The sequence below is a fragment of the Klebsiella sp. 2-CIP_Kleb. genome, from assembly GCF_050378715.1.
Lineage (GTDB): Bacteria > Pseudomonadota > Gammaproteobacteria > Enterobacterales > Enterobacteriaceae > Klebsiella > Klebsiella quasipneumoniae.
In genome coordinates, this window is sequence record NZ_JBNRLG010000004.1 from 158,077 (window position 1) to 170,780 (window position 12,704).

A 12,704-nucleotide genomic window follows, 5' to 3' on the forward strand; every position below is an offset into this window, starting at 1 on the left:
GCCTCCGGGGGTTCTTGTTCCCGGTGTGCGTATCCGTCTGGGTGTCGTGTGTCTCTGGAGCGAATGCCTGGCAACAGGAATATATCGCTATCGATACAAAAAGTAATACGTCGGAACGCTATACATGGGATAGCGATCACCAACCACGCTATGAAGATATCCTCGCCGAGCGGATGAAGTCGTCTGAAACGCCGGGCGGACTGGCGTTAAACCAGGGGTTGGCGCCGCCGGACAGCAGCCGTGGGATGAGCGTCGGCTGGAATTATCTGCTGGCAAACGGCATGACCTCCGGGCCGGTGGCCAGCCTGCGCAGCGACTACACCGCGCCGGCGACGAAAAGCGTGGGCGAGACGGGATATGTCAACACGCTCGGCTGGCGTATGGATTATCAGTCGCTGTGGGGCGTGCACCCTTGGGCGCAGGTGAGCTATAACCAGTCGCTCGCCAGCGATGCCTGGTCGCCGACCACCCGCGCCAGAGAGGGCGGCTGGAGTGATGTCACCCTGGGCGCCGATATGCCGCTGGGATCGCATGTGGCGGCATGGGCCACGCTGTCACAGGCGGACAACGTCCCATCGGGGGAAAATACGCTCTATCTGATGGGGGTCAGCGCCAACTTTTGACCCGCGATTGTTACGCATTTGAAACGATGTGGTTATTGTTAAATCTCAGTAATGGCGCATTTCTGTGAGATAGCGCACACTAACTTTTTCCCTGAAATTCGCGGAATGAATGTCATGCAATGTCATTCATTCCGCCATTAATGCATTTCATTCCCTGCTGATGGCAGTTCATGCCTTTTTCCCCCACTGGATGAGGGGCCTTCGCTATTGTGGCGGCAGTTAATTTATCAGGACAACTGCTATGAACGCTGCAAACCGTCAATCGACCCGCTGGCTTACGCTTATCGGCACCATCATCACCCAATTCGCTCTCGGTTCGGTTTATACCTGGAGCCTGTTTAACAGTTCACTGTCTGACAAACTGGGCGAGCCGGTCAGCCAGGTCGCCTTCTCCTTTGGCCTGCTGAGCCTCGGGCTGGCGCTCTCTTCGTCGGTCGCCGGCAAGCTGCAGGAGCGTTTTGGCGTGAAGCGCGTCACCATGGCCTCTGGGATCCTGCTTGGTCTGGGCTTCTTTCTGACCGCCCACTCCAGCAGCCTGATGATGCTGTGGCTGAGCGCTGGCGTGCTGGTGGGGCTGGCGGACGGCGCCGGTTATCTGCTGACCCTGTCGAACTGCGTCAAGTGGTTCCCGGAACGCAAAGGGCTGATCTCCGCCTTCTCCATCGGTTCCTATGGCCTCGGCAGCCTGGGGTTCAAATTCATTGATACTCATCTGCTGGCCACCGTTGGTCTGGAAAAAACCTTCGTTATCTGGGGCGCTATCGTGCTGGTGATGATCGTCTTTGGCGCGACCTTGATGAAAGATGCGCCAAATCATACGGCGACCACCACGGCCAACGGCGTCGTGGAAAACGACTTCACTCTCGCCGAATCGATGCGTAAACCGCAGTACTGGATGCTGGCGGTGATGTTCCTGACGGCCTGCATGAGCGGTCTGTATGTGATTGGCGTGGCGAAAGATATCGCGCAGGGAATGGTCCACCTGGATGTCGCCACGGCGGCCAATGCGGTAACGGTTATCTCAATCGCTAACCTTAGCGGTCGCCTGGTGTTAGGTATCCTGTCCGATAAAATCTCCCGCATTCGCGTGATCACCATCGGTCAGGTGGTGTCGCTGGTGGGGATGGCCGCGCTGCTGTTCGCTCCGCTGAATGCCATGACCTTTTTCGCCGCCATCGCCTGCGTTGCTTTTAACTTCGGCGGAACCATCACCGTCTTCCCATCGCTGGTCAGTGAATTCTTCGGTCTGAACAACCTGGCGAAAAACTATGGTGTGATTTATCTGGGTTTTGGTATCGGCAGCATCTGCGGTTCCCTCATCGCTTCGCTGTTCGGGGGCTTCTACGTCACCTTCTGCGTGATATTCGCCCTGCTGATTATTTCGCTGGCGCTTTCCACCACCATTCGTCAGCCGAAAGGCAGTGTCTATAGCGAGGCGCATGCCTGAAACCTGCAGCGTGAAACGTGCCCCTGATTAATACCCTAAGCAAATAGTGCCAATCCAGCCAAATATTTTGTAAATGTTTGGCTGGATCACATTCCCTCCTGATACTTTTCCCGTTCCCTGTGGTCTACTTATCGCGCTTTGTAGAGGTTTCTGATAACCAACCCTAACGCACCCTATTAGCCTACTGACTCATGCCACAGCGTCAGGCGGTGTTTTATTCTTCTTTTTCCAGGTTTGCTTGCATGAAATATATTAGAACGATGACGCAGCAGAAGCTTAGTTTTTGGCTGGCGCTGTACATCGGCTGGTTTATGAACGTCGCCGTTTTTTTTCGGCGTTTCGATGGTTATGCTCAAGAGTTCACTGTCTGGAAAGGGCTTTCCGGTGTCGTTGAACTGGTGGCCACGGTCTTTGTCACCTTCTTCCTGTTACGTCTTCTGTCGCTGTTCGGTCGCCGTATCTGGCGCATTCTGGCGACGCTGATTGTTCTGTTTTCCGCCGCCGCCAGTTACTACATGACGTTCCTTAACGTGGTGATTGGCTACGGGATTATCGCCTCGGTGATGACCACCGATATCGACCTGTCGAAAGAGGTCATCGGCTGGCATCTGATCCTCTGGCTGGCGGCAGTGAGCGCGCCGCCACTGCTGTTTATCTGGAGCAACCGCTGCCGCCATACGCTGCTGCGCCAACTGCGTACCCCGGGCCAGCGGGTTAAAAACGTGCTGATCGTGGTGTTGGCCGGCCTCATCGTCTGGGGACCTATCCGCCTGCTTGAGCTGCGCCAACACGATGTCGAGCGCCATTCGGAAGTGGATATGCCGAGCTACGGCGGGGTGATCGCCAACTCCTACCTGCCGTCGAACTGGCTGTCGGCGCTGGGGCTGTACGCCTGGGCGCAGGTGGATGAATCCTCAGATAACAAATCGCTGATTAACCCGGCGAAGAAATTTACCTACGTCGCCCCGGAAGGGCTCGATGACACCTACGTGGTGTTTATCATTGGCGAAACCACCCGCTGGGATCATATGGGCATCCTTGGCTATAGCCGTAACACCACGCCAGAGCTGGCGAAAGAGAAGAATCTGGTCGCTTTCCGCGGCTACTCGTGCGATACCGCCACCAAGCTGTCGTTACGCTGCATGTTTGTGCGTCAGGGCGGGGCAGAGGATAACCCGCAGCGGACCCTCAAAGAGCAGAACGTCTTTGCGGTGCTTCATCAGCTGGGCTTCAGCGGCAATCTGTACGCCATGCAGAGTGAGATGTGGTTCTACAGCAACACGATGGCCAACAATATCGCCTATCGCGAGCAGATTGGCGCCGAGCCGCGCAACCGCGGCAAGAGCGTTGACGATATGCTGCTGGTGGATGAGATGAAGCGCGGTATGGAGCAGGGCAACGCCTCTGGTAAGCACCTAATCATCCTCCACACGAAAGGCTCGCACTTTAACTACACCCAACGCTATCCGCGCAGCTTCGCCCAGTGGAAGCCGGAGTGCGTCGGTGTTGATAACAAGTGCTCGAAAGCGGAGCTGATCAACTCCTACGACAACAGCGTGACCTATGTCGATCACTTTATCGTCAGCGTCCTCGACCAGCTGCGGGATAAGAAAGCGATTGTGTTCTATGCCGCCGACCATGGCGAGTCGATTAACGAGCGTGAACATCTGCACGGTACGCCGCGCAAGATGGCGCCGCCGGAACAGTTCCGTGTGCCGATGATGGTCTGGATGTCGGATAAATACCTGGAGAATCCGGATCATGCCGCTGCGTTTGCCCATCTGCAGCAGCAGGCCGCGATGAAGGTGCCGCGACGCCACGTCGAGCTGTACGACACAATTATGGGCTGCCTCGGCTATACCTCGCCGGATGGTGGGATCAACGAGAACAACAACTGGTGTCGCGTGCCGGCTTCGAAGAAAGCGGCGAAGGAATAGCAATAGTGGCGAGATTCTCGCCGCTTGATTGATTTTTTGCTAATAAGGCATTGACGGGGGTGCATCCCAGCAGTAAGATGCGCCCCGCATTCGGTGATTGGCGCAGCCTGGTAGCGCACTTCGTTCGGGACGAAGGGGTCGGAGGTTCGAATCCTCTATCACCGACCAAATTCGAAAAGCCTGCTCAATGAGCAGGCTTTTTTGCATCTGCGGCCAGTGAGGATGAGAACCTCCGGGGGCAGGAGGTTCGACTCGAGCGAAGCGAGAGAACGTTGCGTCAGCAACGGCCCGCAGGGCGAGCCACAAAGTGGCGAGTCATCCTCTATCACCGACCAAATTCGAAAAGCCTGCTCAACGAGCAGGCTTTTTTGCATCTGCGGCCAGTGAGGATGAGAACCCCGAAGGTTCGCTTCGGATCCCGTAGGCCCGCGCAAGCGCAGCGCCGCCGGGCACCTTCTGCAGTCTCCCGGCCCAAAACCGCATCAAAATCACAAAAAACATCTTTACCCCCGTTTCCAGCCAGCTGTTCGCTATTTTGTGACATCTTCCATTGCATTTTTTTATCGATGAACAGATCTTTTTTCGCGAAGCTTATGGCTGAATACAGCATTTTCCGCTGTGCGTTTTAACGTTCACGCTATTAATCGCTCACATATTGGTCACATAGCAAGAAATTTTTCTCATTTACTGGCATTGTTTCCCACTGGGTGTCGCAAATTAATAAGGTCTTTATTCTGCATATTCGCCAGTAGCATAAATTTCTCTGCTGAAAATAGCGTCTTGAAGTTTTTTTAATCTTTGCCTGTCGTTTCTCACGCTGGATGTAAAACCCGGCTGGCTGTATTGACGTTTCCCCATTCTGTTGACAGATTGTAGGGCATGAGGGGCATTTCATGGAGAATCCGTACTGCAACTCAGTCGTTTTTGCGAAAGGAATCCCCATCTCTCTCAACGCCTTCGGGCACCACCGACTGGACCGGGTATATTCTAAATAGTTCGAATTGCGGCAAGGCGGCAAGCTTGAGCATCCCCAGGAGCATAGATGGCTATGTGACTGGCTTATTGAGCACAGCCAACGCATCCATCATTCGAATATGACGAATAAAAATAAATAAAGGTCCGGCGGATATATGCAAACAACATCACAGTTTTGGAGCAGAATAATGAGTATTTCCTTGAAGAAATCAGGGATGCTGAAGCTTGGTCTGAGCCTTGTCGCCATGACCGTCGCTGCCAGCGTGCAAGCGAAAACCCTGGTTTATTGTTCAGAAGGCTCGCCGGAAGGCTTTAACCCACAGCTCTTCACCTCTGGCACCACCTATGACGCCAGTTCCGTACCGATCTACAATCGCCTGGTCGAATTCAAAACCGGTACGACGGAAGTTATTCCTGGACTGGCTGAAAAATGGGAAGTTAGCCCGGATGGTAAAACCTATACTTTCCACCTGCGTCAGGGCGTGAAATGGCAGGATAATAAAGACTTTAAACCAACCCGTGACCTGAACGCCGATGACGTGGTGTTCTCCTTCGATCGTCAGAAGAATACCAATAACCCGTACCATAAAGTTTCTGGCGGCAGCTATGAATACTTTGAAGGGATGGGGTTACCCGACCTGATTAGCGAAGTGAAGAAAGTGGACGATAAAACCGTCCAGTTCGTCCTGACCCGCCCGGAAGCGCCGTTCCTCGCTGACCTGGCCATGGACTTCGCCTCTATTCTCTCTAAAGAGTATGCCGACAACATGCTGAAAGCCGGCACGCCGGAAAAAGTAGACCTCAATCCTATCGGTACCGGTCCATTCCAGCTGCTGCAGTATCAGAAAGATTCCCGCATTCTGTATAAAGCCTTCCCGGGCTACTGGGGCACCAAGCCGAAGATCGATCGTCTGGTCTTCTCCATCACCCCGGATGCCTCCGTGCGCTATGCCAAGCTGCAGAAAAATGAGTGCCAGGTGATGCCGTATCCGAACCCGGCGGACATCGCGCGCATGAAGGAAGATAAGAGCATTACCCTGCTGGAACAGCCGGGCCTGAACGTCGGTTATCTCTCCTTCAACACCGAGAAGAAACCGCTGGACGACGTGAAAGTTCGTCAGGCGCTGACCTACGCGGTTAACAAAGAAGCGATCATCAAAGCCGTTTACCAGGGCGCAGGCCAGGCGGCGAAGAACCTGATCCCGCCGACCATGTGGGGCTATAACGACGACGTTAAAGACTACACCTACGATCCGGAGAAGGCGAAGCAGCTGCTGAAAGAAGCGGGCCTGGAAAAAGGCTTCACTATCGATCTGTGGGCGATGCCGGTACAGCGTCCGTATAACCCGAACGCCCGCCGTATGGCGGAAATGATTCAGGCCGACTGGGCCAAGATTGGCGTCCAGGCCAAAATCGTCACCTACGAGTGGGGCGAGTATCTGAAACGCGCGAAAGCGGGCGAGCACCAGACCGTCATGATGGGCTGGACCGGCGACAACGGGGATCCGGATAACTTCTTCGCCACCCTGTTCAGCTGCGCCGCGGCGAAAGACGGCTCCAACTACTCGCGCTGGTGCTATAAGCCGTTTGAAGATCTGATTCAGCCGGCCCGCGCCACCGACGACCACAACAAGCGTATTGAACTGTACAAACAGGCTCAGGTAGTGATGCATGACCAGGCTCCGGCGCTGATCATCGCTCACTCCACCGTTTACGAGCCAGTGCGTAAAGAAGTCAAAGGCTATGTGGTGGATCCGCTGGGTAAACACCACTTCGATAACGTCTCTGTCGAATAATAAGCACGATGCCTGACCCCCTCTCTCCGCGTGGGAGAGGTGGGGGGCGTATTCCCGCTATTCCGGGGAATGCTTTTGTGAGCAATACAGACGCCCTGTCGCCAGGCGGGGCGTCACTAGAGAGAATCCGGGTTATGTTGCAGTTTATTCTCCGACGTCTGGGACTTGTCATCCCGACATTTATCGGTATCACCCTTCTCACCTTTGCCTTCGTCCATATGATCCCCGGCGATCCGGTGATGATTATGGCGGGCGAACGTGGTATTTCCCCCGAACGTCACGCGCAGCTGCTGGCCGAAATGGGCCTTGATAAGCCGCTGTGGCAGCAATATGCCCACTATATCTGGGGCGTGCTGCACGGCGATTTAGGCATCTCGCTGAAAAGCCGCATTCCCGTGTGGCAGGAGTTTGTCCCACGCTTTAAAGCCACCCTTGAGCTGGGCGTCTGCGCGATGATCTTCGCCGTCGCCGTCGGCATTCCGGTGGGCGTGCTGGCTGCGGTAAAACGCGGCTCCATCTTTGACCACACCGCGGTAGGCCTGGCGCTGACCGGCTACTCGATGCCTATCTTCTGGTGGGGCATGATGTTGATTATGCTGGTTTCGGTGCAGCTGAACCTGACGCCGGTCTCCGGGCGTATCAGCGATACGGTCTTCCTTGACGATACCTTGCCGCTGACCGGCTTTATGCTGATCGACACCGCCATCTGGGGCGAGCAGGGCGACTTTATTGACGCCTTAATCCATATGATCCTGCCCGCCATCGTGCTGGGCACCATTCCGCTGGCGGTGATCGTGCGTATGACCCGATCGTCGATGCTGGAAGTGCTCGGCGAAGACTACATCCGCACCGCGCGCGCCAAAGGCCTGACCCGGATGCGGGTGATTGTGATCCACGCGCTGCGTAACGCGATGCTGCCGGTGGTCACGGTGATTGGCCTGCAGGTGGGCACGCTGCTGGCGGGCGCCATCCTGACGGAAACCATTTTCTCATGGCCTGGTTTAGGCCGCTGGCTGATCGACGCGTTGCAGCGTCGCGATTATCCGGTGGTGCAGGGCGGGGTGCTGCTGGTGGCGACGATGATTATCCTCGTCAACCTGCTGGTCGACCTGCTGTACGGCGTGGTGAACCCGCGTATCCGGCATAAGAAGTAAGGGGTCATCATGTCACAAGTTACTGAAAATAAAGTTATCACTGCGCCGGTGCCCATGACCCCGCTGCAGGAGTTCTGGCACTATTTCAAACGCAATAAAGGGGCGGTGGTCGGTCTGGTGTACGTGGCGGTGATGATCGTAATCGCCGTGTTCGCCAACTTTCTCGCCCCGTATAACCCGGCGGATCAGTTCCGTGATTCGCTGCTGGCGCCGCCGTTCTGGCAGGAGGGCGGCAGCCTGGCGCATCTGCTCGGCACCGACGACGTGGGCCGCGATATTCTGTCTCGCCTGATGTATGGCGCGCGCCTGTCGCTGCTGGTGGGCTGCCTGGTGGTGGTCCTGTCGCTGATCCTCGGCGTGGTGCTCGGCCTGGTGGCGGGCTATTTCGGCGGAGTGGTGGACTCAATCATCATGCGCGTCGTCGATATTATGCTGGCGCTGCCGAGTCTGCTTCTGGCGCTGGTGCTGGTGGCTATCTTCGGACCCTCCATCGTCAACGCCTCGCTGGCGCTGACCTTCGTGGCGCTCCCGCACTATGTGCGTCTGACGCGCGCGGCGGTGCTGGTGGAGGTCAACCGCGACTACGTGACCGCCTCCCGGGTGGCGGGCGCCGGGGCGATGCGCCAGATGTTCGTCAATATTCTGCCTAACTGTCTCGCGCCGCTGATCGTTCAGGCGTCGCTGGGCTTTTCTAACGCCATTCTCGACATGGCCGCGCTGGGGTTCCTCGGCATGGGCGCGCAGCCGCCGACGCCGGAGTGGGGCACCATGCTCTCCGACGTATTGCAGTTCGCGCAGAGCGCCTGGTGGGTGGTGACCTTCCCGGGCGTGGCGATCCTGCTGACGGTGCTGGCATTTAACCTGATGGGTGACGGTCTGCGTGACGCGCTCGATCCCAAACTGAAGCAGTAAGAGGTTCGAGATGGCGTTATTGAATGTAGATAAATTATCGGTGCATTTCGGCGATGAAAACGCGCCGTTCCGCGCCGTGGACCGCATCAGCTATAGCGTGAAGCAGGGCGAAGTGGTCGGCATCGTCGGGGAGTCTGGATCCGGTAAATCCGTCAGCTCGTTGGCGATTATGGGTCTGATTGATTACCCCGGCCGGGTCATGGCGGACAAACTGGAGTTTAACGGCCGCGACCTGCAGCGCATCTCTGAAAAAGAGCGGCGCCAGCTGGTGGGGGCGGAGGTGGCGATGATCTTCCAGGATCCGATGACCAGCCTCAATCCCTGCTTTACCGTCGGCTTCCAGATTATGGAAGCGATAAAAGTCCATCAGGGCGGCAACAAGCAAACCCGCCGCCAGCGGGCCATCGACCTGCTGAACCAGGTCGGCATTCCCGATCCGGCGTCGCGGCTGGACGTCTACCCGCATCAGCTTTCCGGCGGGATGAGCCAGCGCGTCATGATCGCGATGGCGATTGCCTGTCGGCCAAAATTGCTGATTGCCGATGAACCGACCACCGCGCTGGACGTGACCATTCAGGCGCAGATCATCGAGCTGCTGCTGGAACTGCAGCAGCAGGAGAATATGGCGCTAGTGTTGATCACCCACGACCTGGCGCTGGTGGCCGAGGCCGCGCATAAAATTATCGTTATGTATGCCGGTCAGGTGGTGGAGACTGGTGATGCGAAGGATATTTTCCGCGCGCCGCGCCATCCATACACCCAGGCGCTGCTGCGCGCGCTGCCGGAGTTCGCCCAGGATAAAGCGCGTCTGGCGTCGCTGCCGGGCGTAGTGCCGGGGAAATATGACCGTCCCAACGGCTGCCTGCTGAACCCGCGCTGCCCCTATGCTACGGATAAATGCCGTAGCGAAGAGCCGGCGCTCGCGGATCTCAATGGCGGTCGCCAGTCTAAATGTCACTACCCACTCGATGATGCCGGGAGGCCTGGATTATGAGTACGCAAAAGGCCGCCACGCCACAACCGCTGTTGCAGGCCATTGATCTGAAAAAACACTACCCGGTGAAGAAGGGGTTATTCGCCCCGGAACGGCTGGTGAAGGCGCTGGACGGCGTCTCCTTTACTCTTGAGCGCGGTAAAACGCTGGCGGTGGTGGGAGAGTCGGGCTGCGGTAAATCGACCCTCGGTCGTCTGCTGACGATGATTGAAATTCCCACCGGCGGCGAGCTCTATTATCAGGGGCAGGATCTGCTTAAGCACGACCCACAGGCGCAGAAGCTGCGGCGGCAAAAAATCCAGATTGTGTTCCAGAACCCCTACGGTTCTCTGAACCCGCGTAAAAAAGTGGGGCAGATTCTGGAAGAGCCGCTGCTGATTAACAGTAGCCTGAGCAAAGAGCAGCGCCGCGAAAAAGCGCTGGCGATGATGGCGAAAGTGGGCCTGAAAACAGAGCATTACGATCGCTACCCGCATATGTTCTCCGGCGGTCAGCGCCAGCGTATCGCCATTGCCCGCGGTCTGATGCTGGATCCGGACGTGGTGATCGCCGATGAGCCGGTCTCCGCGCTGGACGTTTCGGTACGCGCTCAGGTGCTGAACCTGATGATGGATCTGCAGCAGGATTTAGGTCTGTCCTACGTGTTTATCTCCCACGATCTGTCGGTCGTCGAGCATATCGCTGATGAAGTGATGGTGATGTATCTCGGCCGCTGCGTGGAGAAGGGCACCAAGGAGCAGATCTTTAACAATCCGCGTCATCCGTACACCCAGGCGCTGTTGTCGGCGACGCCGCGTCTGAACCCGGACGACCGTCGCGAGCGGATTAAGCTGACCGGCGAGCTGCCGAGCCCGCTGAATCCGCCGCCGGGCTGCGCCTTCAACGCGCGCTGCCGCCGGCGCTTCGGCCCTTGCACCCAGCTTCAGCCGCAGCTGAAGGATTACGGCGGCCAGCTGGTGGCCTGCTTTGCCGTCGACCAGGATGAGAATCCGCAAAAGCCCCACGCCTGACGGCACGCTCCCGGTCCGATAACCGGGGGCTTCTCTCCCGCCGGGGATAAAACCCGGCGATATCGCCTTTTATCGCAGTGAATGCCACGTCCTCGGCGCATTCTTCGTCGATTATCCGAAAAAATAAGACTTTCAGTCCATTTTTATAGAATTAAAGAGAAATTAAAATGGTTCAGGTTTATTCTTTCGCTGATCTGACGCTATGATTCTATCATTACCTAATACATTTATATAAAAACGGACGGGAAGCGCGGTGGAAGCGTGGTTTAAGGATGGACGCATACCTAAAAAATGGGGCTATCCTTCTGAAAAGAAAATGTTAGTGTAGCGATACTTCTGCCGTGGAATCACACCGGAAATCAAATTCTAAACTATTATAACCCTGTCAACCGTATGTATTGGTACGTCTCCAACGGCGCGTTTTCTGCCATACCAGAGACGCAACGATATTTTAAATATACTTAGAAAATAACAACAAACTTAATATGAAATTTTTAAAATCATGAGGTTATCAATGAACCATTATGATGATCTGCAGCGCTTTCAGGAAAAAACGCGGACGCAAAACCTCAAGTTTCAGGATCTTTCATCGCAAGCCGCCACGCGCGAGCATGGAGACTGGGCGATCCTCAATCAGCTAAATCCCGGCGCAGAGAAACCCTCTTCCCTGGCGCTGGGAGGCTCGGTTTCCGCGCCCCTGCCGCAGTCAGTGCCCGCGGATCTGTTCCACCAGATAGAAGCGGCCGTAGCGGCGGCGCCAGCCTCCGCTTCCGTTGTGCCTGCCGCTCCGGCCGCGCCAGCGGCCCCGCAGCCGGCCGTGGAGACCGCCACCGCCGCGCCGGAGCCAGTCAGGCAGGAGCCTGCGGTGACCCCTGCGCCTTCAATCCCGGCGCCTGAACCGGCAATGGCGCCGCCGAGAATGGCTCCTCGACCCGCGCCCACCGCCGAGAACTATGCCCACCTGTTCGCGGCGAAAAGCGCAGAGCCGGTGGCGAAAAATAAAGACCAGCCTTTGAAATCACTTCTGGAAAGGATCGCAACATGCCGTTGATTTGCGTCTGTTCACCGAAAGGTGGCGTAGGGAAAACGACCCTGGCGGCCAATTTAGCCTATTCGCTGGCGCGGACCGGCAGCAAAGTGCTGGCGCTGGATTTTGATGTCCAGAACGCGCTGCGTTTGCATTTTGGCGTGCCGCTGAACGATGAGCGCGGCTATGTGGCGAAGGCGCTGGAGCTGCACGACTGGAGCCAGTGCGTGCTGAGCGCCGGCAGCAACATTTTCGTCCTGCCGTATGGCGAAGTGAGCGAAGCGCAGCGTCAGGCGTTTGATGAGCAGCTGACCCACAACGACCATTTTCTCCAGCGCGGACTGTCCGCACTGCTGAATTATCCCGGACTTATCACCATCGCTGATATGCCGCCAGGGCCTTCGCCGGCGCTAAAGGCGCTGACGGGGCTGGCGGACCTGCATCTGATCCCGCTGCTGGCTGATACTGCCTCGATGTCGACCCTGGCGCACGTGGAAAAACAGCGCCTGACCGGCGCGGCGCTGAATCACAAGCATGGGCACTATTTCGTCATTAACCAAAGCGATAGCCGTCGCCAGGTCAGCCGGGACGTCACCAGCCTGATGGAAGAGAAGCTGGGCGAGCGACTGCTTGGCATCGTCCATCGTGATGAAAGCGTGGTGGAGGCCAATGCGTCGCAGAAGTCGATTCTGGACTTTAACGCTTCCTCGGCAGCGGCCTTCGATATTGAAATTATTGCTAAAAAAATATCTTCGCTGTTGGGTATCCATATTGGCGATGGCACGGTGCACAGCCAGCCACGCATGTCAGGGCTTTAACTTATTGCAGG

The 12,704-nt window shown here is 56.7% G+C and carries 9 protein-coding genes, 1 tRNA gene, 1 other RNA gene and 2 pseudogenes; all 13 read left to right on the forward strand.

All coding sequences use genetic code 11. The features are described from left to right. The first annotated feature begins 41 nt into the window (after window positions 1-41). The 13 genes and pseudogenes from ACQUTP_RS15925 to ACQUTP_RS15985 all read left to right on the forward strand — a co-directional run bounded on the left by ACQUTP_RS15925 (window position 42) and on the right by ACQUTP_RS15985 (window position 12,693). A complete protein-coding gene (locus ACQUTP_RS15925; protein WP_072140522.1) occupies window positions 42-623 on the forward strand; it encodes an autotransporter outer membrane beta-barrel domain-containing protein in 582 nt (193 codons plus the stop codon). A gap of 241 nt (window positions 624-864) precedes the next feature. Further along, window positions 865-2,070 (forward strand): L-lactate MFS transporter, encoded by a 1,206-nt coding sequence (locus tag ACQUTP_RS15930; RefSeq protein WP_004204995.1) that lies wholly within the window; start codon window positions 865-867, stop codon window positions 2,068-2,070. 242 nt (window positions 2,071-2,312) lie between these two features. Beyond that, a complete protein-coding gene (eptB, locus tag ACQUTP_RS15935; RefSeq protein ID WP_017900016.1) occupies window positions 2,313-4,007 on the forward strand; it encodes a kdo(2)-lipid A phosphoethanolamine 7''-transferase in 1,695 nt (564 codons plus the stop codon). A gap of 91 nt (window positions 4,008-4,098) precedes the next feature. Further along, a tRNA-Pro gene (locus ACQUTP_RS15940) sits at window positions 4,099-4,175 on the forward strand. Between the two features lie 34 nt (window positions 4,176-4,209). Then, a non-coding RNA gene (locus ACQUTP_RS15945) (RtT sRNA) lies at window positions 4,210-4,342 on the forward strand. An 828-nt stretch (window positions 4,343-5,170) separates the two neighbouring features. Beyond that, the gene (gene dppA, locus ACQUTP_RS15950) at window positions 5,171-6,778 is read left to right on the forward strand and encodes a dipeptide ABC transporter periplasmic-binding protein DppA (RefSeq protein ID WP_049004417.1); all 1,608 of its coding nucleotides are present in this window, start codon (window positions 5,171-5,173) and stop codon (window positions 6,776-6,778) included. Window positions 6,779-6,912: 134 nt separating this feature from the next. After that, entirely contained in the window at window positions 6,913-7,932 is a 1,020-nt protein-coding gene (dppB, locus tag ACQUTP_RS15955; protein ID WP_080936135.1) for a dipeptide ABC transporter permease DppB, read from the forward strand. Window positions 7,933-7,941: 9 nt separating this feature from the next. Beyond that, complete coding sequence (gene dppC / locus ACQUTP_RS15960; RefSeq protein ID WP_004204988.1) at window positions 7,942-8,844, forward strand: dipeptide ABC transporter permease DppC; 903 nt, start codon at window positions 7,942-7,944, stop codon at window positions 8,842-8,844. A 10-nt stretch (window positions 8,845-8,854) separates the two neighbouring features. Then, on the forward strand, window positions 8,855-9,838 hold the full coding sequence (gene dppD / locus ACQUTP_RS15965) for a dipeptide ABC transporter ATP-binding protein (RefSeq protein WP_043522501.1): 984 nt from the start codon (window positions 8,855-8,857) through the stop codon (window positions 9,836-9,838). After that, entirely contained in the window at window positions 9,835-10,848 is a 1,014-nt protein-coding gene (gene dppF / locus ACQUTP_RS15970; protein WP_023291307.1) for a dipeptide ABC transporter ATP-binding subunit DppF, read from the forward strand. Before dppD ends, dppF begins: the two co-directional genes overlap by 4 nt. A gap of 18 nt (window positions 10,849-10,866) precedes the next feature. After that, window positions 10,867-11,046, forward strand: a pseudogene (locus ACQUTP_RS15975) (hypothetical protein). Between the two features lie 316 nt (window positions 11,047-11,362). Next, window positions 11,363-11,899 (forward strand): cellulose biosynthesis protein BcsO, encoded by a 537-nt coding sequence (locus tag ACQUTP_RS15980; protein WP_048326010.1) that lies wholly within the window; start codon window positions 11,363-11,365, stop codon window positions 11,897-11,899. 1 nt (window position 11,900) lies between these two features. Continuing rightward, window positions 11,901-12,693 (forward strand): annotated as a pseudogene (locus tag ACQUTP_RS15985) (cellulose synthase operon protein YhjQ/BcsQ). Window positions 12,694-12,704: the final 11 nt, after the last annotated feature.

Coding starts and splice junctions, on each gene's coding strand:
- dppB (WP_080936135.1), top strand. CDS start 6,913: ATGTTGCAGTTTATTCTCCGACGTCTGGGACTTGTCATCCCGACATTT.
- dppA (WP_049004417.1), top strand. CDS start 5,171: ATGAGTATTTCCTTGAAGAAATCAGGGATGCTGAAGCTTGGTCTGAGC.
- dppC (WP_004204988.1), top strand. CDS start 7,942: ATGTCACAAGTTACTGAAAATAAAGTTATCACTGCGCCGGTGCCCATG.
- dppD (WP_043522501.1), top strand. CDS start 8,855: ATGGCGTTATTGAATGTAGATAAATTATCGGTGCATTTCGGCGATGAA.
- dppF (WP_023291307.1), top strand. CDS start 9,835: ATGAGTACGCAAAAGGCCGCCACGCCACAACCGCTGTTGCAGGCCATT.
- eptB (WP_017900016.1), top strand. CDS start 2,313: ATGAAATATATTAGAACGATGACGCAGCAGAAGCTTAGTTTTTGGCTG.
- ACQUTP_RS15930 (WP_004204995.1), top strand. CDS start 865: ATGAACGCTGCAAACCGTCAATCGACCCGCTGGCTTACGCTTATCGGC.
- ACQUTP_RS15980 (WP_048326010.1), top strand. CDS start 11,363: ATGAACCATTATGATGATCTGCAGCGCTTTCAGGAAAAAACGCGGACG.